This is a genomic window from Kocuria massiliensis (genome assembly GCF_900169715.1).
In the GTDB taxonomy this organism is placed as follows: Bacteria; Actinomycetota; Actinomycetes; order Actinomycetales; family Micrococcaceae; genus Rothia; species Rothia massiliensis.
Genome location: NZ_LT835161.1, coordinates 1,236,711 through 1,259,260, shown reverse-complemented (window position 1 = coordinate 1,259,260; position 22,550 = coordinate 1,236,711). Strand labels below are relative to the sequence as shown.

Genomic DNA, 22,550 nt, shown 5'->3' with positions numbered 1-22,550 from the left:
CGCGACGAAACCAGGGTGTGAACATGGCGAGGGCCCGATCATGTTGATCGGGCCCTCGTGGCGTCCGGTGGCGGTTAGTTTGCTACGGTGAACCGCTTGCCGGTGTGTTCGTTCATTTCGGCTTCGTCGATCAGCGCGACGGCAAAGTCTTCCGCGGAAACCGAATCGCCTGCCGGAACGTCTAGCGCAACCGTGTACTGGCCGGTGCGTTCGCCGGGCGCGATGACGGGGGCCGGGGCCAGCATCGACCACTCGAGTCCCTCGGAATCGACATAGTCCAGATAAATCTGGGCGAAGGAATCTGCTTCGATCTTGTACTCGGCGGGGAAGCCTTCGGTGTCCTTGAGCATGGTGTGCTCGTCAGCCTGAAGTGCTCCAGCGCCCCCGACGACGAGGAATCGGCCCCGAGGGCGGGCCGCGATCAGCGCGCGGTGATTCTCGATATCGGTGGCAAAGTCGCCGGTGCGACCATTGACGACCGTCAGAATCGTAAAGTCATGGTCCGCGATGACGTCGACGGTCTTTTGTGTATCTGCCGTATCCAGTGAGAACGCTTCCGTCGCAACTTCGGGAAGGCGTCCGCTACGGGAATACGCATCCACCGTATGTCCACGGCGGGCAGCTTCCGCTACGGCCCGCGAACCAATCATGCCGGTGGCTCCAATGACTGCAATTTTCATGTCGATCTCCTCTGTCGTACTGGGTCCGCGGTTGCGGATCGTCTGTTGTGCATAGTATCTATTAGATATTAGGTACCTCAAGGAAACTAAGGAGAAAATGTCGATGTCATCTCACGGCGCAATCGCGTCCGAACCCCAGGGGCCCTTTGACGTCATGGATCCTCGTTGCCCGTCTCGCACGGTTCTTCGGCACGTGACCGATCGGTGGACGCCGCTGATTGTCACGAGCTTGAACGACGGGCCACTCCGATTCACGGAACTTCGTGGAAGGGTTGGAGGTGTCACCCCGAAGGTTTTGACTCAGACCCTTCGATCCATGGAGCGCGACGGATTCGTGGTGCGCCATGTCACGGGTACGGTCCCGCCCCGAGTTGACTACGAGTTGACGGCCGTGGGGCGTAGTTTGGCGGAGCCAATTCGGGCCTTGCGAATCTGGGCCGAAGAGCATGCCGTGGCGGTTTTGGAATCGCGGGCCGCTCACGACTCAACGATTCAGGTGTAAGACGATGTCGCACGTCGACCCCTCTGGCATAACTCCGTACTATGAGATCTGCGACACATTTTGACCTTGTGTCCACTCGTTATTCAAGGGAGTTCTGCATGTTGACCGGCCATCCGTCCACCACAGGCGATACGTATCAGCTCAATGTGACCACGATGCTTCGACACGCGGCTCGCACCTATCCCGAGACGGAAGTGGTGTATCGAGATTCCGAGGGGCGGATCTGCCGGTCGAATTACGCCACCGAATGGACACGGGTCAACCAGATGGCTCGAGCGCTGGAGTCTCTTGGGGTGGAGGCCGGCGATGTCGTGGGTGTTTTGGACTGGAATTCCCGACGCCACATGGAGTTGTACTTCGCCATCCCAGGTCTGGCGGCGACTCATCTTCAGCTGAACGCCAAGCTCTCCCGCGAGGATCTCGGCTACGTGGTGCGCCATTCCGGAGCTCGCTGGATCGTGGTGGACGAGTCCTTGATGCCGATCGTGGAATCTCTCGACGACGTGGAATCAATCCAAGGGTGGATCATCGTGTCGGATCGTGGTGGTGCGCGGCCTGCGACGCATTTGCCGAATCCCGTGTATCTCGAGGATGAGATAGCCCGACAGCCTGAGACTGAGTACGACTGGCAGGTGGTCGACGAACGCACCGCCGCCTATGCGGGCTATACCACCGGGACGACGGGGCGGCCTAAAGGGATCTTTTACTCTCACCGATCGGTGTATTTGCACGCGTGGGCGTTGCACACCTCGCTGAGCTTTAATCACCGGGATTGTCTGATGCCGGTGACTCCCATGTTTCACGTCATGTCGTGGGGATTCGTCCATTCTGCGGTTTTGGCGGGCGCCAAGCTGGTGATGCCGGGCCAATACTCGGCCGGGAAGGTGAAGGACCTCGCCGAATTCCTAGTGAATGAAGGGGTGACCATTTCGAATGGTGCCCCGGCGATCTGGACTCCGCTCCTGGAATATTTCCGGTCGGAGGAGCCTCAAGCCGATCTCACGGGTCTACGCGTCGTCGTCGCTGGATCCGAGCCCGCGCTGTCCCTCATGAAGGGATTCCGGGACGTGGCCAACGTGGACATCGTGCACGGATATGGGGCATCCGAAACCTCGCCCATCGTCTCGATTAACTGGAATCTAAAGTCGAGCTTGAATCATTTGACCGAGGACGAAAAGTGGGACTTGAAGAGGTCGCAGGGACTTCCGAGTGCCGGTGTGGACATCAAAGTGGTTTCTGTTGACGGGCAAGAACAGCCTCATGACGGCCAATCGGCGGGAGAGATCTACTACAAGGGACCATTTATCACCCAGGAATATTTCGACCGTCCGGAAACGGCGGATGCCTTCGACGACGGTTGGTGGCGGTCGGGCGACGTCGGCGTCATCGACGAAAACGGGTACTTAAAGCTCACGGACAGGTTGAAGGATGTCATCAAGTCTGGCGGCGAATGGATCTCCTCGATCGACATGGAAAACGCGATATTGGATAACCCGCGCATAGCAGAAGCCGCGGTGATCGGCGTCCCCGATGAAAAATGGGACGAGCGTCCGGTGGCGTACGTCGTGGCACGCGAGGGGGAGGCGATCGACGACGAAGCGGTACTGAGCACGCTCCGAGCTCGATTTGCGAAGTGGCAGCTTCCCGAAAGGATCGTTGTGATGGACCAGTTGCCGCGCACCTCGGTCGGTAAGCTCAACAAGAAGAAGCTTCGCACCGACCACGCGGGATGATCCCGTGAGGCGGCCGGCTTCCTTTCCTGAGATGGAGGTACCCCTGTGCCCGTTGAACCACGTTCCCTGAAACGTCTCGGATTCTTGCACATCGCGCCCTTTTCGGCCGATGATCCAGGAACCGGCTTGAGGGACGCCATCGACCTGTTCCGCTATGCCGAATTCTTGGGTTTTGACTCGGGCTGGCTTCGAACTCGCCATATGCAATACGGCGTCACGGCCCCTGGGGTGATGCTGGGCGCTCTTTCCCAGGCGACCGAGCGGATTCAACTCGGTAATGCCGTCATTCCGATGGAGTTCGAAAATCCCCTGAGCCTCGCTGAGGATCTCGGCGTGGCTGACCTCCTCAGCGGCGGGCGCCTGCGACCCGGCTTGAGCGTCCACCCGCCTTCTTTTGACGACGACGTCAAAGACGTGGTTTTCGGTCCGGGCTGGCGTTATGAGGATTACGGATATGACAGGATTCACCGGCTTGTCTCGCTCTTGCGGGGAGAAAAAGTTCGAGATCTTGGGGAGTATCAAGGATTTGGTGGCGACTTTGACTCCGAAACTGTTCAGCCCCTGAGTCCAGGGCTGGCGGATCGGCTTTCATACGGGGCCGGGTCTTTGCGTTCGGCCAGGTGGGCTGGGCAAAGCGGGCTCGGTCTCTTGGTGAGCAATATCGGTTCAACGGAAAATGGCATTCGCGATTTCGACGAGGCTCAGGCGGCCGTCATCCGTGAATACCGGAGTGCGTTGGCCGAACGGCGCTCCGGAATAGCGGCTCAAGCTCGGGTCGTGGTTCCGACCGACGAGACTTCGCCGGAGCAGAAGGTTCGATACGAAGAGTATGTTGCGCGGAGAACGCCGCGAACCGCAAAGATTTTGGGAGAGAAGACCATCATCGCACCGGATCGAATCGGGAGTACCGAGGACATTGTTGAAGGTCTTTTGGGCGATCCGTCCTTCAACCTGGTGGACGAATTCATCGTCGAATTGCCGTTTGAGCTCGAACCTTCGGACTGGCGTCATATTCTCGAGCAATGTGCGAACCGCATTGGCCCCGCATTGGGGTGGCGACCGGCCGGCGAAAGATAACCTTCGGCCGGATATACAAAAACGCCCCCGGCTTCATCTCAAGCCGGGGGCGTCTGTTGAACGATTTACTGGGAGATCTTCGCGCGATTCGGGGCGTGGGATCCCTCTAGCGCCTGCATTTCTCCCATTTCCTCAATTTCCCGCTGGGAGCGCTTGGAAGCGGCGAAGATTCCGGTGATCACCAGAAGTACGGCGCAGACCAGGCAAAATCCGATGGCCCAGTCGACGAACTCGCCGACACGTCCGTCAGACGGAATGCTCCAGATAAAGAACGCGGCTCCGGCCATGAAGATGGCTCCGAAAATGTACGACCGTGCTCGGGTCCAGGCGGTGGTCATGGTTATACGTCCTTTTCTCGGCGTCGATTAGTGGCCTCGATGAGTAGCTTACCTAATGAGATCGATAGCTTCGTCCAGCTCCGGCGGTCACCTCCTGAATCGGATGGCGGTAGAGTTTCTCCCTGAGCAAGGGAGTATCCCCTTCGACCTGTGAACGTCAGCACGTCAGGCGCCGATGCCTGGCCGGGCACGGGGTCGCGCCGCATGCGGAGGCGATGGGAGAGACTTGTGCGGTTCTTGATACCCACAAGGAGGGCCGGTGGAGGTCTCCATCACTCAATGGATCGTCACGATCGTGATAATCCTGGCATTGCTTGCGTATGACTTTATTTTTCACGTGCGTAAGCCTCACGAGCCGACGATCAAAGAAGCGGCCCTGTGGACGTCCTTCTATGTGACCATCGCGTTGCTGTTCGGTCTCTTCATTCTCATCTGGGATGGTGGCGACGTCGCGGTGCAGTATTACGCCGGGTTCATCACCGAGCAGGCCCTTTCGGTCGATAACCTCTTCGTCTTTCTGATCATCATGGCGTCCTTCAAGGTGCCACGTGCTGATCAGCAGAAGGTTTTGCTCTTCGGCATCGTCGTGGCGCTTCTCGCGAGAACCCTGTTTATTTTCGTGGGCGCGGCGGCCATCAACCGGTGGGCTGCGCTGTTTTACGTGTTTGGTTTATTCCTGGTGTACACGGCCGGCAAGCTCGTTAAGGATGAAGTCCACGACGCCGAGAGCGGCGATGATGAGGCGAATAACGTGATGGTTCGCCTGGCTAAGAGGTTCCTCAAGACGACCGATCAGTACGACGGCGACAAGCTGTTCACGCGGGAGAACGGCAAAAAGGTCATGACTCCCATGCTGTTGGTCATGGTGGCCATCGGCCTGACCGACATCATGTTTGCTCTTGACTCGATTCCGGCAATCTTCGGCCTTACCCAGGAGACTTATATTGTCTTCACCGCCACGGCCTTTTCATTGATGGGTCTGCGCCAGTTGTACTTCCTGATCGATGGGATGCTGGACCGCCTGATCTACTTGTCGTGGGGACTCGCCGCTATTCTCGGGTTCATCGGTGTCAAGCTGATCCTGCACGCCCTGCACGAAAACAGCCTTCCTTTCATCAACGGGGGTCATCCCGTGCCCGTCGTGGAGATTTCGACGATGCTCTCACTGGTGGTCATCGTGGGCATCTTGGCGATCACCGTGGCCGCTTCGCTGCTGTCACCCAAGGGTCGCGAGCTCCGAGAGGCGAATTCCTCGGAAAAATAGGTCGCCGTGAGGCGCCTGACGTGGACGGACGTCGCGAGGTCCCGTAGGCTGGGATGCTATAGCAAGGGAGTATCCCTCGATTTCGTGCACGTCAATACGTCAGGCGCCGATGCCTGGCCGGGCACGATCCACGCTGTGTCTCGGGACCTGTTCCCGCCGCGTGGGGGAGAGACTTGTGCAGTTTGTCGACTCACAGGAGCCCTTCGATGGAAATTCCCCTTATTCAATGGATCGTGACCCTCGTGGTGATCTTGGGCCTGTTGGCCTACGATTTCATCTTCCATGTGCGTAAGGCGCACGAACCCACGATCAAAGAGGCCGCCGTGTGGTCGGCCGTGTACGTGGGCATCGCCCTTCTCTTCGGCCTAGTGATTTTGGGGTTCGACGGCGGGCAATTTGCCGCCGAATACTACGGCGGGTACATCACCGAGAAGGCGCTCTCGGTGGATAATTTGTTCGTCTTCCTGATCATCATGGCGTCCTTTAAAGTGCCCCGTGCTGATCAGCAGAAGGTCTTGCTCTTCGGCATTATTTTCGCGCTGGTGGCACGTACGGCGTTTATTTTCGTGGGTGCCGCTGCCATCAACGCGTGGGCGTGGGTTTTCTACATCTTCGGGCTGATCCTGCTGCTGACCGCTGGCAACCTCATCAAGGGTGAGGTGTCCAACGGCGAGGAGAAGGACGAAGCGAATAACGTCGTCGTGAGGCTGGCCAAGCGCTTCATGCACACCAGCGACGAATACGACGGCGACAAGCTCTTCACCTGGGAAAATGGCAAGAAGGTCATGACCCCTATGCTGCTCGTCATGGTGGCCATTGGCGGTACGGATGTGTTGTTCGCGCTGGATTCGATCCCCGCGATCTTTGGCTTGACCCAGGAACCGTACATTGTGTTCACGGCGACGGCGTTCTCGCTGATGGGTCTGCGCCAGCTGTACTTCCTCATCGATGGACTGTTGGACCGTCTGATTTACCTCTCATGGGGTCTTTCCGTGATCCTGGCGTTTATTGGCGTCAAGCTGATCCTTCACGCACTTCACGAAAACAACCTTCCCTTTATTAACGATGGTCAGCCCGTTCCGGTGATTGAAGTCAGCATCGGCATGTCCTTGATCGTGATTATCGGAGTTCTGATCCTGACCGTTCTGTTGTCCTTGTTTAGCCCCAAGGGTCGGGCTCTGAGGATCGTGACCGGCACGGAGAAAGCAGCAACCGAATACCTCGACCTTCCGGAAGAGACCTCAGAGGAACGCCGTCAGGCCAAGCACGATGAGCTGGTGGAGTACCAGGAGAAACTCCGAGCTCTCCCGAGCAAGCGCAGAGATTCCCTGATCGATTCAGAGAGCCGTTTCCGCGATCTACTGGAGCGTGCCCACGGGCGCCATGAGGAACACTCCGGCGCCTGATCGAACTCCTGTGTGACGTCCGGCGGCTTCCCTTCCCTGCGGGTGAAGGGGAGCCGCCGGATTTTTCGTCGTGGGGTATTTCGGGTTTTGCCGAGGTGCGAGGGGACGCTTCATCTCAGGTTGAGGCTTGTTGGGTGGGGTTTCCCGTCGGGGGTTCTTGTTCGTCGTCTTCCCGGCCGGCGGTAAGCGGCCATCTAGTGGGGGTTACCCGATGGTGTGGCCTTACCCTTGGCGGCCGTGTGGCGGGAAGCGGCTATCTAGTGGCGGTTTCCGGATTGGTGTGGCGTTTACCCGCGTTTGGTGGGTGGCTGGGCGTCGTCGTTCGGTGGTGGTTTCCCGCCTTTGGTGGCGCCTACCGCTATTAGGTGGTGCTTTAACCGTCACCTAATAGCGGTGGGCCCCTCCGAATTGGGTAACCGCCGCCGAAGCGGGTAAGCGCCACCGCGGGGCGAGGCAACCGCCACTGGATGGGGCCACTACCGCCGAATCGGGTAAGCACCACCGCCGGCAGAGGCAACCGCCACCCAAACGAGCCACCGTCGCCAGGGCGAGCGTGCAGGGACCAGCCCCTCTGTTCGTCGGCTTAAATTGTCAGTCCCCCTCCGTACGATTCGAATATATATTCGAAACATGGAGGGGGGATCATGTCGCACACTCAGGTTATGACCACAACATCGGGCCAGCCAGCGAGGGTTGTGGTCGACGGCCATCGCTATCGCGTCGCCGCGGACCCTATCCGCTGGTATGAACGGCGCGCCTGGTGGGTCGAGGTGGATCGTGCGCCCAAGGATCATTGCCCGCACCTGGTGGATCGAGAGATGTGGCAAGTGCAGGTGGTCGTGGAGCGTCCCGGAGAGGCACGCCGTCGTCGTCGTGCTGTTCCGGAAGACGAATTCAGGACCTTCCAGTTGGAAAGGGACCGCACTACGGGGAGCTGGAGAATGATGGGAAGCCTGTAGCCTGATAAGGAGTTTTCCGTCATGTGAAGGGTGCCAAGAATGAAGCTGGGACGCTCGTACGTTGAGAGCCTGTTGGAGAAAGAAAACGGCCTCTATACCTGGGTCGAAGTCGCGGGAAAACGCTACTATCTGCGAGACGTCGGACCCGCAAGTGTGCTGGACGGCGAACTCTTTCGCCATGGGGAGGATGAGGCCCGCGCCGCATTCTATTCGAGCATTGGGGTCGAAAAGATTCCCCATGCCCTGTCGGTAACGGATGTTTTGCCTCTGGAGCCGGGAAAAATCCTCTGTGTTGGCCTCAACTATCACGACCATGCTGAAGAGGTCGGGGCGGAATTGCCCACGTACCCCACCATTTTCACCAAATATGCCAATTCACTGGTGGGGCCGGATGACCCCATCGCGATGCCCCCAGAATCGACCAAGATCGATTACGAGGCCGAGCTGTGCGTGGTCATGGGGCGCCGTGTGCGTCGCGCGAGCGAAGAAGAGGCCCTCGCGGCCATTGCTGGATACACGCTCTTCAACGACATTTCGGTGCGGGACTGGCAGGGGCGAACGAGCGAATGGTTCCAGGGGAAGAACTGGGACTACAGCACTCCGCTCGGACCGCACATCGTGGCGCGCAACGAAGTGGATCCCGTCGCAGGGCTGCAGATCGAGTGCCTCGTGGATGGTGAGGTCATGCAGTCCGGAACCACCGCCAACATGATTTTCACCCCGGCCCAAATCGTCTCCTACCTCAGCACCTTCATGACCCTCGAACCTGGGGATGTCATTGCCTGCGGCACTCCTGCTGGGGTGGGTATGTCCAAGAAGCCTCGCCGCTTTTGGTTGAAGGCCGGACATGACGTCACGGTTCGCATCGAAGGCATCGGTGAGCTGACCAATACCTGCCGCCCGGAAGGGGAAACGGTGGATCACTTCGCTGGAAAGTCTTGGTGGGGGCCCGTTTCTGAGTGAGTGTCGGGCGCCTTGCATGGGGCGCTCTCGCTACGCCAAGGGTGCGGCCTTGACTTAATTTTCGAACATATGTTCGATTAAGGGGTGAATTTCCCGCATCTGGTCACCTACAGCGCCTTCAGTGCGCACTATGGCGTCTCCGAACCCTCAGAATTCGCCTCGGCGGCGGCCAGACACGGCGCAACCCACCTCGGCATTACAGACCGAGACGGTCTCTACGGAGCCGTCAAACACGTCCGCACCTGCAGGGAACACGGGCTGGAACCCCTGATCGGAGTGGATCTCGCGCTCGCGGACCCCACTCGCCGAAAAATCACGGGCCGCATCAGTATCCTCGCCGAAGGTCACGACGCCGGGGCTGGATACGGAGACCTCTGCCACATCGTCAGCCGAGCTCACGCAGCCTATGAACATCCCGAAGGGCGAACCCTGGCGGGAAGGCCCTACCTCACCGCGGCAGACCTTGGGCGCGCCGTCGCCGGGGGAGAAGGTCACTTCGTGATACTCCTGGGGCCGGAATCCGACGTCGGACGCCTCGCCACAGCCCGTCGCTACCGGATGGCGCGTTCCGCGTTGAACGATTGGAAACGACTCGTCGGGGCCTCGCGTCTGCGTGTCCACCTCGTCAGCCACCTCACCCGCCCAGGAGCTCAGCGCAGTACCGCCCATGCCGCCCGCATGCTCGGCCTCGCCGCAGGGAACGGAATCCGCGCCGTCCTCAGCAACGCCGCGCGCTACGCCACCGAAGATCAAGCCGTCACCGCGGACCTCCTCGACGCCGCCCGAGGGCTCACATCATTGGGATCCGGAAACCAACAAGCCAACGGCCAAGGGTGGCTCAAAGCCCCCACAGAGATGAAAAAAATTGCCCGGGACATCACCCGGGCTGCGGACGCCGGCATCACCTCGGCCGATCTGCTCGCCTCCACCGCCGAACTTGCCCACCGGTGCGCCATCGACCCTGCCACAGACATGGGTTACGGAACCCCTACCGTGCCCGAAGCGCACCTCACCGGCGTCACCAACCCACCCGCGGCGGAACTCCGAGCCCGGTGCGACGCCGCATTACACCGCATCTATGGTTCTGCAGCGAACCGTGTGGTCCACGGTCCAGGACTCGCCGAGACCGATTGGGAAACTCCGCGAGAACGCCTCGACCGAGAACTGCGCGTTATCGAAAACCTCGGATTCTGTTCATACTTTCTGACCGTGGCCCACGTTTCGAGGCTCATCGGATCATTAGGCATCCGCCACGCAGCCCGTGGGTCGGGGGTCTCTTCCCTCGTCAACTACCTTTTGAACATATCCGTGGTGGACCCCCTCGAATACGGCCTCGTCTTCGAACGCTTCCTCTCCGACAAGCGCTCCACCCTGCCCGATATCGACATCGACGTCGAATCGGCCCGACGCCACGAAATCTACCGCGCCGTCTTCGACCATTACGGCGATCACCGCGTCAGCCTCATGTCCATGCACAACGCCTACCGAGCACGCGGAGCGGTCCGCGACGCCGCCCGGGCCATAGGCCTCCCAGCCGACCAAACCGACCGCATCGCCAAAACCATCTGGCGGATACCCGCCGGAGAACTCCGCGAGCTCCTCGACACCAAACCCGAACTCGCCGCCCTAAAGGACGAGGCCGCACGGGACCCCGGGGTCAACCTCCTCATCGACCTCACCGAACGACTCGACCGGCTCCCACGCCACCTGTCAATGCACCCGTGCGGTGTGATCCTCTCCAACTCATCCCTCCGACGGCGGACACCCGTCCAACCCTCCGGAATAGGGCTTCCCATGAGCCAATTCGACAAACACGATATGGACCCCATGGGCCTCCTCAAACTCGATATTCTTGGCGTGCGCATGCAATCCTCGATGGCTTACACCCTGCAAGAAATCGAGCGGACCGAAGGAAGCGCCCCCGACCTCGAATCTATCGACACCCGCGACGAAGCCACCTTCGACCTCATCCGTTCGACGGAAACCCTCGGCTGCTTCCAGATCGAATCACCCGGCCAACGAGAACTGATCGGAAAGATGCAGCCCGGCACTGTCGGAGACCTCATCATCGACATCTCCCTCTTCCGACCCGGCCCCATGCAATCGGACATGGTGCGCCCCTACCTCGAATCCCGACACGGATTCGCCAGCCCTCATTACATCCAGCAAGACCTCGTCCCCTACCTTTCCGAAACTGGGGGAGTCATGGTCTTCCACGAACAAGTCCTCAAAGTCCTGAGCACCATGACCGGGTGCGACCTGGCCTCAGCGGACGAACTGCGCCGACAACTGGGCGGACCATCCGAACCCGACGTGGAACAATATTTCCGCGAACACGCGCGAACCCGCGGATACACCCCAGAAGTCATCGAGAAAACCTGGTCTGCGCTCGCGGCCTTCGGGTCCTTCGGATTCTGCAAGGCGCACGGAGCCGCCTTTGCCATCCCCACCTACCAGTCCGCCTGGCTGAAGACTCACTACCCAGCCCACTTCATGGCCGGAATCCTCGAGCACGACCCCGGCATGTACCCACAACGGCTCCTCCTGGGAGAAGCGCGGCGGCTCGGCATCGACCTGCTCCCGCTCGACGTCAACAGATCCGGGCGAAACTACCGCGTGGAACGTGTCCGTGGCACGAACCGGTGGGGAATTCGCCTGCCCCTGACACAACTCGCCGGAATCAGTCGAGCCGAAACGGATCGCATGATCGCCCATGCACCCTACACATCGGTGGCCGACCTGCGGGAACGGGCGCGACCACACCGACCCACCCTGGACCGCCTCGCCGCGGTCGGAGCGCTCGATACCGCTGTGTTCCGCGACGTCGCACCGAACGGAGGGAACGGGGAACTGCCACCCCACCACCACACGGGGGCCGACGCCGTCCCCATTCAGCTGGCTCTACCTCTCGGCGCATACCACGAAACGCCCTACCCAGACCGCGATACGAGTGATCTCCCCGCAACCCTGCACACCGAACTCGACCTGCTGAGCTTAGACGTCTCCGCCCACCTCATGGCGGGATACCGCCACCGTCTCGCGGGATGGCCCATCACACCAGCGGCCGACCTGATCCACCTGCGTAACACCTCCGAAGTATGGGTTGTCGGTGTGAGAGTCTCCACCATGACGCCACCCATGAAAAGCGGACAACGCGTCGTCTTCATCTCCATCGACGACGGCACCGGGTGCGTGGACACCGCCTTCTTCGACGAAGCCCAACGGCTCTCCGGCCCTGACCTCTTTGGCACCCCCATGCTGTTGATCAAAGGAACCACACGGCGAACCGGTCCACGCGGCATTTCCATGACCGCAGAACGCGCGTGGGACCTCACCAAGGTCCTCGAAGGAGACATCCCCATCCCAGAAGAACTTCGCGCACACCTCCCCACAGCGTTGAGAAGAACCCACGGCCCCGAGGCCAGCACCGCAGTAGTCCATGCCCACCGCGAGACCGGGTAGAATCGCCACGTCCCACCGCAAACGGGGGACGGCTCTACACCGCACGCCCCAGGTATCGGCGTGCGCCCAACGACTCAAGGAGTGAGTGTCCATGGCCGAGAACCCGGCCGACAACCTGCAGATCACCGTCCACGGCGAACCCCAGCAGGTGACCACGGGCACCACCGCCGCGGACCTGTTCCAGGACGACCCCACTATTGTGGTAGCCCGCATCAACGACGTCCTCAAAGACCTTTCCACCGAAGTGGCCGACGGCGACGTCGTCATCCCGATCACCATCGACCAGCCCGAAGGCCTCGAGGTCCTCCGCCACTCCACCGCCCACGTCATGGCCCAAGCCGTGCAGGCCATGCGCCCCGATGCCAAACTCGGCATCGGCCCTTACATCACGGATGGCTTCTACTTCGACTTCGACGTCGAGGAACCCTTCACTCCCGAAGACCTCAAGAAGCTCGAAAAATCCATGATGAAAATCGTCAAATCCGGACAAACCTTCCGACGCCGCTCCGTGACCCACGACGAAGCCCTCGAGGAGATGAAGAACGAGCCGTACAAACTCGAACTCCTCGGGCTCTCCCAGGGGCCCGGATCCGGCGCCGACGCAGCCGAAGGTGCAGGCGTAGAAGTTGGCGAAGGCGAAATCACGATCTACGACAACGTCGATCGCAAGGGCGAAACCGTGTGGAAAGATCTCTGCCGCGGACCGCACCTGCCTAACACCAAACTCATCGCCAACGGATACGCCCTGACCCGCTCCGGCGGTGCATACTGGCGCGGCTCCGAAAAGAACCCGATGCTCCAACGCATCTACGGAACCGCCTGGCCGAGCAAAGAAGAACTGGTCGCCTACAAAGAACGCATCGCCGAAGCCGAACGCCGCGATCACCGCCGACTGGGCGAAGAACTCGACCTATTCTCCTTCCCCAAAACCATCGGCCCGGGACTACCCGTATTCCATCCCAAGGGCGGCGTCATCAAACGCGAAATGGAAAACTACGTCCGCGACCGCCACATCGCGGAAGGATTCCAGTACGTCGGAACCCCCCACATCGCCAAAGAAGATCTCTTCTACACCTCCGGGCACCTCCCGTACTACTCCGACGGCATGTTCCCCGCCATGGAACTCGATAACGGGGACTACCGCCTCAAGGCCATGAACTGCCCGATGCACAACGAGATCTTCCGCGCTCGCGGACGGTCCTACCGGGAACTGCCGTTGCGGTTCTTCGAGTTCGGAACCGTCTACCGGGATGAAAAATCCGGTGTGCTTCAGGGGCTCACCCGCGTCCGCATGATCACGCAGGATGATTCGCACAGCTACGTGACCAAGGAACAGGCGCCGGACGAAGTCCGTCACCTGCTGAACTTCATGCTGTCCCTCCTGACCGACTTCGGTTTGACGGACTTCTACCTCGAACTTTCCACGCGCGAGACGGAAGGCGAGAAGAAGGACAAGTTCATCGGGACGGATGAGCAATGGGAAGAGGCCACCAAAGTCTTGGAGAATGTGGCTCAGGAAACCGGCCTCGAACTCGTTCCGGATCCGGGTGGGGCCGCCTTCTATGGCCCGAAGATCTCCGTTCAGGCCAAGGACGCCATCGGGCGCACCTGGCAGATGTCCACCGTTCAATACGACTTCAACCAGCCGTCGCGATTCGGGCTCGAATATCAGGCGGCCGACGGGAGCCGTCAGGAACCCGTGATGATTCACTCCGCTAAATTCGGTTCGATCGAGCGGTTCATGGGCGTCTTGACCGAACACTACGCCGGCGCATTCCCCGCCTGGTTGGCTCCGGTCCAGGTCATCGGCATTCCCGTGGCGGAGGCGTTCAACGACTACATGGGCGAAATCGCGGAGAAACTTCGGAAGCACGGAATCCGGGTGGACGTCGATTACGGTACGGATCGATTCCCCAAGAAAATCCGTAATGCGTCCAAGGAGAAGGCCCCGTTCGTGCTGATTGCCGGAGGCGAGGACGCCGACAACGGGGCGGTTTCCTTCAGGTTCCGGGATGGTTCCCAAGACAACGGGATCCCGGTGGACGAGGCCGTGGCGAGGATCGTTGAGCACGTCAGCCAGCGCGTGAATCTTGATCCGACCGCGACGACCGTCGAATCCAGCGACGCCGAATAAAAACATCGGATCTCAGCGTGGCCGCGAAACATGAGAGTTTCGCGGCCACGCTGCTTTAACGGCTAGCCGTCGATCAACCCGACGTCACGGGTCTCAACCCCTAAGCTGGAGACATGACGGACAACGCTGAATATTCGACCGACGACTTCGTCCTTCCCGGCGTCCCCGATGCTTTTCAACGCATGTGGACGCCGCATCGTCGGGCGTATGTTTCTGGCGGGCAAAAGGATTACACGGAAAACTCGTGCCCGTTCTGCGCGGCGCCCGATCGAACCGACGAAGAATCACTCATCGTCCACCGCGGAGAGCGAGTCTTCGTGGTGCTGAATTTGTATCCGTATAACCCAGGGCATTTATTGGTTTGCCCGTACCGTCACGTCGCACAATTCGACGACATCGACCCGGAAGAAACCGCGGAGATGTCGGCATGCGTGCAAACGGCCATGAGGGTCCTTCGCGAAACCTCGAACGCCGCGGGGTTCAATATCGGCATGAACCAGGGGAAAGTCGGTGGGGCGGGTATCGCGGCACACCTGCACGAGCATGTCATCCCACGTTGGAATGGTGACACCAACTTCCTGCCGATCGTTGCCGGGACCAAAACGGTCACACAAACCCTCGACGAGATACGTCGTCTCGTCTCGGAAGCCTGGCCCAAAGAACCCACGGAATCAACGAACTAATCCCAGGGAGTCACGACGACGTCGAGTCACCCACGGGACCGAGGCCTCGCGACTTAGCGGTCGCGGTTCCACTTCGGCGTCGTGGGATTCCAACCGATCAAGGCTTCTAACAGGGGAGCCGGTTCTGACTCCACGACGAGAGACTCACGCAACTCCGGTCGGAGGAAGCCCTCTTCCACCATGTGGTCTAGGAGATCCAGCAGGGGGTTCCAAAAGCCGTTGACGTTATACAAAGCCACGGGTTTGGTGTGAAGGCCCAGGTGCTGCCAGGTCCAGGACTCGAATAGCTCCTCGAGAGTTCCGGCCCCACCTGGTAGGGCGATGAAGGCATCGCCGACCTCGGCCATTCGGTGCTTTCGCTGGTGCATATCCTGCACGATTTCCAGATCGGACAGGCCGTCATGGGCAATTTCCGCATCGGCGAGTGCTCGAGGCATCACTCCGGTCACGGTCCCACCGCCGGTCATGACGGCATCCGCGAGAACGCCCATGAGCCCAACCTTCCCGCCGCCGTAGACGAGGCCGATGCCGCGCTGGGCAAACGCCACGCCCAATCGGCGCACCGCCTCGGAATACACAGGGTCGAACCCTGTGGCCGAGCCAGTATAAGCGGTCACATAGCGAAGCGATCTCGAAGGGGCAGGGGCGGAAGGAAACACCTGATCAGACGACATGCCGTCCAGAATATTCCCTGAGTGCCACGGCTTGGGATATCAGAACAAACGGATCTGTTCCTCGCGCCGTGAATTCGCGCCGGATACCGTGCGACACGCCCTATTCTTGAGCGCCGTCATATTGACGAGAGATCGCACCTCCGGGGGCGCGAGCGTTCCCTCAGCTAAATTCTGTGCGGAGCCCGTGAGCAGGAACGGACCCGAGCCAGAGACGACTCTGCCCGTCGCACTCTCCGAAGGCCACTGGTCAGGAGCCTCCCAGAGCGAGCCGTCGTCTAGATGCTCGGTGAAAGGTGCGGAGAAATCTCCCGGCGACCATGCCTCCTCGACGGGGGCGAAACCACGGTTTTCGAAGCCATCCAGGAACTCGGCGACCTTCGCTACGGTCTGCTCGTGTTTCCGGGCGACGGTTTCGAAAGATTCGGGGGCCAACCAGCTGGTCAGCTTCGTCGTGACCCGTTTGAATTGCGTCAATCGAACATGCTGCGTCACGGCGTCCTCCAGCTCTCGGACAAGCACTCCGTCGTCAGCCAGCGCAACGTAGTCCGCAAGTGCCACCGCCTGCTGGTCCAGGCGGGAAGTCTTCGAGCGTTCGTGTGCGGTTCCGACCTTCGAGGTCCCATCGGGAAAAGTCGCCACATACAACCAATGCGGGCAATCGATGTACGCACGAGCGGCTTCGGTGAGCTCAGACCCACGATGTACGCGATGCACCGGACGAAACCTATCCAAGTGTCGACACAACGGACACTGTTGCCCCTGACGGAGACGATTCGAACGGGGGCAGGGGACTTGGCGGAAGCGCGGCAATCCCGTGTCGTCGAACTCGGCATGCGCGAAACCGCTACACCACAGGCCGGCTTCGGCGATGTCTGTGCACGTCGCCACACATATTTCGTCCCCTGGAGAGATGGCGACACTCAGCCGTTCGCCCGTCGGAGATCCGTCCCGCATCATTTCCAGGCGCGCTACGGGGCGACGATCGGGCCACGAGAGGTCGCGCCACAGGAAGGGGCCTTGTGGGAAATCCGCCGGATGCGTGTCAGTCATCCAATCATCATGACAAAGTTGGGCGATTCATGCGGGTTAGGATGAATCCATGCCAAGACCAGTGATCTTCAGACCTGCGACGCGCCTCATCGGGCAGGGGATTAGGTACGCTTCATCGCTCCGCGGTGGCGGCTCGGCCTTTCCTGGACTCGTGATGGAAAAGCTGGACCCGGATTTCGTGCCCCGAAATTTGAAAAAGTTGCCTCGCGGCGTCGTGGTAATTTCCGGCACGAACGGGAAAACCACCACCACCAAAATGACGGTTCAGTTGCTGGAGTCTCAGGGGCTCAAAGTCTTTACCAATCGCACGGGATCGAATTTTGTGCGGGGCGTGGCCGCGGCATTACTAGCGGAAATGGACTTTACGGGGAAACTCGACGCGGATATCGCGGTGCTCGAACTAGACGAAGCTCATGCCGTGCATTTTGTGAAGCTTGTGCAGCCGAAATATGCCCTGCTGCTCAACGTAATGCGCGATCAGCTTGACCGATTCGGTGAGATAGATACGACCCGCAAAATGCTGACCAAGGTCGCTCAAGCCACCACCGGAACCGTGGTACTCAACCGCGAGGATCCCCGAATTCGCGGTATTGCCGAAGATGTTTCAAAGGGCACCCATGTTGCCTATTACGGTCTTTCCCAGCAGCTACGGTCCAAATTCCCGTCGGACGACGAAATGCGGGATAAACGCCGCGCGACTCAGGCGGAAAACCTCCCCGAAGCGGCGGTGACCCTCTCATCTTTCGAAGGCACCTCGTCGCACCTGTTGCTCGGTGATCGAGAGGTCACTGCCACGATCAACCTCTACGGTATCTACAACGTGTACAACGCGGCGGGTGCCCTAGCCGTGGCCCGCGAGATCATGGGCGACGACGTCGACGAGTCGGCCCTGCTCCGAGAGCTCGGCGAGGTCACGCCAGCATTTGGTCGAGGCGAGTCCGTGTCTATTGGCGACCGGAGCCTCCAGCTGCTGCTTGTCAAGAATCCCGCGGGATTCCGTCTTTCCTTGGCATCGGCCACGAGCCAGGACTACGCCACCATGATGACCATCAACGACGAATACGCCGACGGTCGCGACGTTTCGTGGTTGTGGGACGTGGACTTCGATTCTTTGCAGAACGGTGGGGTCGACGTCGTCTCCGGCACTCGAGCGTTCGACATGGCGCTTCGATTGGAACACGACGACGTTCCCGTCGGGGCGGTCAACACCGACCTGGCGAGTGCCCTGGATGAATTCATCCGAGGCTCCGGCGACCGGCCCATGCGCGTGTTCTGCACCTATACCTCGATGCTCGCGTTGCGTCGCGAACTTGCCAAAATCACGAAGGTGGACGACATCGGATGACCAACCAGAAGCTCACCATTCTTCAGCTGTACCCGCGAGACATGAATATCTATGGGGATTGGGGTAATACCCTGTCTCTGTCGCGCCGCGCCCGCAAACATGGATACGACGTCGACATCCTGGATTACAACCCCGGCGATGAATTTCCCGAAGATTTCGACATCCTCGTGGGAGGCGGCGGGCAGGACTCCGGCCAGAGCGTGATCCAAGACGACCTGCATCGGATCGCCCCCGTGTTGCGCGATAAGGCCGAGACTGGAACGCCCATGCTGGTGATTTGCGGCCTCTACCAGCTTTTCGGCAAAGACTTCACCACCGTTGGGGGAGAAGTGCTGCGTGGCATCGGTTTGTTCGATGCCCATACCGTGGGCGGCGAACAGCGTCTGATCGGCAATATCGTCCTGAACTCGGAGGAGTTCGGCACCATTGTGGGATACGAGAACCACTCCGGACTCACCTATCTGGGCGAGGGAGTGCAGCGCCTAGGCACCACGGTCAAGGGGGAAGGCAATAACCTCGACGACGACGGCGAGGGTGCGCGGGTACACCACGTGATCGGCAGCTATCTCCACGGTTCGTTATTGCCGAAGAACCCTGTGATCTCGGATTACCTCATCCGGCACGCCGTGGAGAAGAAGTTTGGGCATTTCGTCCCGGCGCAGATCGACGACTCCTTGGCTACCAAAGCTCGCGAGACCGCCGCGACGCGACCCCGATAAGGCCTGCGCTGAAACGCTCCTCGAAATGCGCGAGGAGCGAAACGGGGGTGTACTCGTCGCCTCTCCAGCACGCCTCTGGCGTACCGCGGTGAGGGAGACTGGTGCCCCGCCGCTACAATGAACAGAAGAATTCCTTGCGGACTGGCTGGTTTGGTGCCGCGCGGACGTCATTTGCCGACGTCACGTTGCTTCGCTACACGCGGCCGACCAGGGGCAGTTCCGCAACACGTCACCGTCTACACCGAGGAGCACATCTATGTCGGGTCACTCCAAGTGGGCCACCACCAAACACAAGAAGGCCGCAATCGACGCCAAGCGCGCCAAGGCCTTCGCCAAGTACATTAAAGGCATCGAGGTTGCTGCCCGCATGGGTGGCGCAGACGTCTCAGGCAACCCGGCCCTCGACCTGGCGATTTCCAAAGCAAAGAAGAACTCGGTCCCGAACGACAATATCGACCGCGCCGTCAAGCGTGGGGCTGGGCTGACCGGTGAGGTCGTCGATTACGCCGAGATCCTGTATGAAGCTCGTGGTCCTCAGGGGTCCGCGCTGTACATCGAATGCCTGACCGATAACAAGAACCGTGCCGCCGCGGACGTTCGTACGGCCGTGACCCGTAGCGGTGGAACGATGGCCGATCCCGGGTCGGTTTCCTTCATGTTTGAGCGCAAGGGCGTCGTTGAGGTTGCCAAGAAAGATGGCCTGACGGAAGACGATCTCCTCATGGCCGTTTTGGACGCCGGCGCCGACGAGGTCAAGGAAGAAGACGAATTCTTCGAGGTCATCTCGGAGGCATCCGACCTCAACGCGATCCGTCAAGCCCTCGATGAGGCCGAGCTGGAATACAACAACGACGACCCGCAGTGGCGCCCCACCATGACGGTGGACCTCGACGCTGACGGCGCCCGCAAATTCCTTCGTTTGGCCGACGCAGTCGAAGCCCTCGACGACGTCCAGAACGTCTATTCGAATGCGGACATTTCCCCCGAGGTCATGGCCGAACTCGAAGCCGACGACTAGATCGTACGGAAGAGTCGCGTGAGCACGACCCGTTCGGGCCCGGTTGGGGCCGTCGCATCGACGGCCTCGAACGGGCCCCTGCGCATTCTTGGGGTAGATCCCGGACTCACCCGGTGCGGATTCGGCGTCGTAGATATGGCCGGCAATCGCAAGGCTCACTTTGTGGACGCCGGAGTGGCCGGTACGCAGGCCGCCGACGCACTCGATGCTCGAGTGCTGCATATCCAACAGGCAATGCAAAGCTGGCTCGAGACGTACCAGCCGGATGTCATGGCCATTGAACGGGTCTTTGCTCAAGAATCGGTGAATACCGTGATTGGTACCGCGCACGCATCCGGCGTCGTGATCGCGGCTGCGGCCTCGGCGGGAGTCCCCGTCGCGTGGCACACTCCGTCCGAGGTTAAAGCGGCAGTCACCGGGAGCGGCCGAGCCGACAAAGCATCGGTCGGGCGAATGGTCACCAGAATCCTTAACCTCGATTCCGTCCCGAAGCCCGCCGACGCCGCCGATGCCCTGGCTTTGGCGATTTGTCACGGCTGGCGATCTGGTGTGATCGGGACCGGCATCAATATGAGCACGAATGTCCAGACGCACCAAGGATCCGTGCCGAAATCGCGAGCCTCGGGTGGAATGACCCCCGCACAGAGGGCGTGGAAAGACGCTGAGGAAAAGTCGCGACGTGGTCGCTGACCAACGTGACTCGTGAGAATATTCATCCACAGGTGAGTCACAACGTGCGATTCGTATCTATGTTCGAATAAGGTGGCTTCATGATCTCTTCTCTGTCTGGGACCGTGACCCATGTGGGTCTCCACGACGCCGTCATCGAAGTGGGCGGCGTCGGAATGCTTATTCACGCCACGCCCGGTACGCTCGCTACATTGCGACGCGGCGAATCGGCGCGCGTGGAAACCTCTCTGATTGTTAAAGAGGATTCCCTGACGCTCTTTGGGTTTCGGGATAACGATGAGCGGGAGGTCTTCACCACCATGCTCTCGGTCTCGGGGATCGGGCCCAGGATCGCGTTGGCCGTACTCTCGGTCTATTCGCCCGTCGAGGTTTCGCGGGCCGTCGCCGCGGGGGACGACAAAGCATTCAGCAAAGTTCCCGGAATTGGGCCTAAAGGGGCGCGACGCATCGTCCTCGAGCTGGCCGGCAAACTGGTGCTACCGGACCCTGAAGCCGAGGACTCGCCGGCGTCGCCCCATACCGCGGGCGAGCCGGGGCCTCCGTGGCGAGGGCAAGTCCTGGACGCGCTGATCGGCCTCGGGTGGACGGACAAAGACGCCACCGCGGCGGTGGACTCCTTCGTCGAATCCGAGCCAGCCGCAGAATCCATGACCGTTGCGCAAGCACTTCGGTCCGTCTTGGCAGGCCTCGGGCGCGCCAACGCCATGGGCCACCGGTCCAAATAGCCCGTCGGAGAGGAAAAGATGACGCAGCAGTTCCCCGAGAACGACGCCCAACAGCTGCCCGGGCAACAACGCATCGGGCAGGAACGTCTCGTGGATGCGGAGGCTGAACCCGAGGACAAGGCCATCGAGGCTGCTCTTCGGCCGAAGGCCTTGGACGATTTTGTGGGCCAAAAGCGGGTGAGGCAGCAATTGTCCCTCGTCTTGGAAGCCTCTAAATTGCGGGGGAGGAGCGCGGATCACGTTCTCCTTTCCGGACCTCCCGGACTGGGCAAAACCACATTAGCCATGATCATCGCCGAAGAGATGGGCGCACCCCTGCGCATTAGTTCTGGGCCGGCTATCCAGCACTCGGGAGACCTCGCGGCCATTCTGTCTTCCTTGACACCTGGTGAGGTGCTCTTCCTTGACGAGATTCACCGCATGTCTCGCCCCGCAGAAGAGATGCTCTATATGGCGATGGAAGATTTTCGTGTGGATATCGTCGTGGGAAAAGGCGCCGGAGCGACCTCCATACCTCTCGAATTGCCCAGCTTCACTTTGGTGGGTGCGACCACCCGCGCAGGTCTGCTCCCTGGGCCGCTCCGGGATCGTTTTGGCTTCACGGGACACCTGGAGTTCTACGACGTCGCCGAACTGGAACTCGTACTTCGCCGTTCCGCCGGATTGCTGGACCTCAAAATCTCAACCGAAGGATTTCACGAAATAGCGTCTCGTTCGCGGGGCACCCCTCGTATTTCCAACCGGTTGCTGCGCCGAGTGCGGGACTGGGCGTTGGTCAACGACATTGAGCACATCGATGCTCGGTCTGCATCCGCAGCATTGGACATGTACGAGGTGGATTCCCGAGGGCTCGACCGGCTCGACCGTTCTGTTCTCGAATCTCTGATTCACAAATTTGGTGGCGGACCAGTGGGGCTCTCAACTCTGGCCATCGCCGTCGGGGAAGAAACCGAGACGGTCGAAACGGTTGCCGAGCCCTATCTCGTCCGGGAAGGACTCATGGGGCGAACTCCACGTGGACGAGTCGCACTTCCAGCTGCCTGGGAACACCTCGGATTGGACGCCCCGGAGTAACGGGCAAGGTCGTCCCTCGACGGGGATGAGGGTTATCACTCGACGTTCAGACTC

The 22,550-nt window shown here is 60.3% G+C and carries 19 protein-coding genes and 1 pseudogene; 16 read left to right on the top strand and 4 right to left on the bottom strand.

All coding sequences use genetic code 11. The features are described 5' to 3' along the window. Positions 1–74: 74 nt before the first annotated feature. Positions 75–680, bottom strand: coding sequence for an NAD(P)-dependent oxidoreductase (locus B9Y51_RS09970; RefSeq protein WP_085529559.1), 606 nt, complete (start codon positions 678–680; stop codon positions 75–77). 97 nt (positions 681–777) lie between these two features. Here B9Y51_RS09970 and B9Y51_RS09965 point away from each other — a divergent pair, with 97 nt between their 5' ends. The 3 genes from B9Y51_RS09965 to B9Y51_RS09955 all read left to right on the top strand — a co-directional run bounded on the left by B9Y51_RS09965 (position 778) and on the right by B9Y51_RS09955 (position 3,992). Continuing rightward, positions 778–1,182 carry a winged helix-turn-helix transcriptional regulator gene (locus B9Y51_RS09965; protein ID WP_173834751.1) on the top strand — a complete coding sequence of 135 codons (405 nt, stop codon included), beginning with the start codon at positions 778–780 and terminating at the stop codon, positions 1,180–1,182. A gap of 98 nt (positions 1,183–1,280) precedes the next feature. Continuing rightward, positions 1,281–2,915 carry a long-chain-fatty-acid--CoA ligase gene (locus B9Y51_RS09960; protein ID WP_085529558.1) on the top strand — a complete coding sequence of 545 codons (1,635 nt, stop codon included), beginning with the start codon at positions 1,281–1,283 and terminating at the stop codon, positions 2,913–2,915. A gap of 45 nt (positions 2,916–2,960) precedes the next feature. Then, positions 2,961–3,992 carry an LLM class flavin-dependent oxidoreductase gene (locus B9Y51_RS09955; RefSeq protein ID WP_048678442.1) on the top strand — a complete coding sequence of 344 codons (1,032 nt, stop codon included), beginning with the start codon at positions 2,961–2,963 and terminating at the stop codon, positions 3,990–3,992. Between the two features lie 65 nt (positions 3,993–4,057). Here B9Y51_RS09955 and B9Y51_RS09950 read toward each other — a convergent pair whose 3' ends face one another. Continuing rightward, the gene (locus tag B9Y51_RS09950) at positions 4,058–4,330 is read right to left on the bottom strand and encodes a hypothetical protein (protein ID WP_048678439.1); all 273 of its coding nucleotides are present in this window, start codon (positions 4,328–4,330) and stop codon (positions 4,058–4,060) included. A 259-nt stretch (positions 4,331–4,589) separates the two neighbouring features. Between B9Y51_RS09950 and B9Y51_RS09945 the strand changes: the two are divergent. The 7 genes and pseudogenes from B9Y51_RS09945 to B9Y51_RS09915 all read left to right on the top strand — a co-directional run. Continuing rightward, positions 4,590–5,585, top strand: a pseudogene (locus B9Y51_RS09945) (TerC family protein); the annotation flags it as partial. 215 nt (positions 5,586–5,800) lie between these two features. Beyond that, positions 5,801–7,000 (top strand): TerC family protein, encoded by a 1,200-nt coding sequence (locus B9Y51_RS09940; protein ID WP_048678437.1) that lies wholly within the window; start codon positions 5,801–5,803, stop codon positions 6,998–7,000. 662 nt (positions 7,001–7,662) lie between these two features. Then, positions 7,663–7,959, top strand: coding sequence for a hypothetical protein (locus B9Y51_RS09935; protein ID WP_143468042.1), 297 nt, complete (start codon positions 7,663–7,665; stop codon positions 7,957–7,959). Positions 7,960–7,998: 39 nt separating this feature from the next. Beyond that, the gene (locus B9Y51_RS09930) at positions 7,999–8,922 is read left to right on the top strand and encodes a fumarylacetoacetate hydrolase family protein (RefSeq protein WP_085529556.1); all 924 of its coding nucleotides are present in this window, start codon (positions 7,999–8,001) and stop codon (positions 8,920–8,922) included. A gap of 84 nt (positions 8,923–9,006) precedes the next feature. Next, positions 9,007–12,384: a DNA polymerase III subunit alpha gene (locus tag B9Y51_RS09925; protein ID WP_085529555.1), complete on the top strand. Its 3,378-nt coding sequence runs from the start codon at positions 9,007–9,009 to the stop codon at positions 12,382–12,384. A gap of 91 nt (positions 12,385–12,475) precedes the next feature. Next, a complete protein-coding gene (gene thrS, locus B9Y51_RS09920; RefSeq protein WP_425432070.1) occupies positions 12,476–14,518 on the top strand; it encodes a threonine--tRNA ligase in 2,043 nt (680 codons plus the stop codon). A gap of 113 nt (positions 14,519–14,631) precedes the next feature. Further along, on the top strand, positions 14,632–15,201 hold the full coding sequence (locus B9Y51_RS09915; protein WP_048678433.1) for an HIT family protein: 570 nt from the start codon (positions 14,632–14,634) through the stop codon (positions 15,199–15,201). A 53-nt stretch (positions 15,202–15,254) separates the two neighbouring features. Here B9Y51_RS09915 and B9Y51_RS09910 read toward each other — a convergent pair whose 3' ends face one another. Continuing rightward, entirely contained in the window at positions 15,255–15,818 is a 564-nt protein-coding gene (locus B9Y51_RS09910; protein ID WP_245826143.1) for an LOG family protein, read from the bottom strand. A gap of 96 nt (positions 15,819–15,914) precedes the next feature. Further along, the gene (locus B9Y51_RS09905; RefSeq protein WP_143468041.1) at positions 15,915–16,589 is read right to left on the bottom strand and encodes a hypothetical protein; all 675 of its coding nucleotides are present in this window, start codon (positions 16,587–16,589) and stop codon (positions 15,915–15,917) included. A 385-nt stretch (positions 16,590–16,974) separates the two neighbouring features. Here B9Y51_RS09905 and B9Y51_RS09900 point away from each other — a divergent pair, with 385 nt between their 5' ends. The 6 genes from B9Y51_RS09900 to ruvB all read left to right on the top strand — a co-directional run bounded on the left by B9Y51_RS09900 (position 16,975) and on the right by ruvB (position 22,496). Beyond that, positions 16,975–18,270: a Mur ligase family protein gene (locus B9Y51_RS09900; RefSeq protein WP_085529551.1), complete on the top strand. Its 1,296-nt coding sequence runs from the start codon at positions 16,975–16,977 to the stop codon at positions 18,268–18,270. Continuing rightward, complete coding sequence (locus B9Y51_RS09895; protein ID WP_085529550.1) at positions 18,267–18,989, top strand: type 1 glutamine amidotransferase; 723 nt, start codon at positions 18,267–18,269, stop codon at positions 18,987–18,989. Before B9Y51_RS09900 ends, B9Y51_RS09895 begins: the two co-directional genes overlap by 4 nt. Before the next feature lie 256 nt (positions 18,990–19,245). Further along, on the top strand, positions 19,246–20,007 hold the full coding sequence (locus B9Y51_RS09890) for a YebC/PmpR family DNA-binding transcriptional regulator (RefSeq protein ID WP_048678426.1): 762 nt from the start codon (positions 19,246–19,248) through the stop codon (positions 20,005–20,007). A gap of 18 nt (positions 20,008–20,025) precedes the next feature. Then, the gene (gene ruvC / locus B9Y51_RS09885) at positions 20,026–20,697 is read left to right on the top strand and encodes a crossover junction endodeoxyribonuclease RuvC (protein ID WP_048678424.1); all 672 of its coding nucleotides are present in this window, start codon (positions 20,026–20,028) and stop codon (positions 20,695–20,697) included. Positions 20,698–20,777: 80 nt separating this feature from the next. Beyond that, positions 20,778–21,422 carry a Holliday junction branch migration protein RuvA gene (gene ruvA / locus B9Y51_RS09880; RefSeq protein ID WP_085529548.1) on the top strand — a complete coding sequence of 215 codons (645 nt, stop codon included), beginning with the start codon at positions 20,778–20,780 and terminating at the stop codon, positions 21,420–21,422. A gap of 18 nt (positions 21,423–21,440) precedes the next feature. After that, positions 21,441–22,496, top strand: a complete 1,056-nt coding sequence (ruvB, locus tag B9Y51_RS09875; RefSeq protein ID WP_048678420.1) for a Holliday junction branch migration DNA helicase RuvB — start codon at positions 21,441–21,443, stop codon at positions 22,494–22,496. The last annotated feature ends 54 nt before the right edge of the window (positions 22,497–22,550 follow it).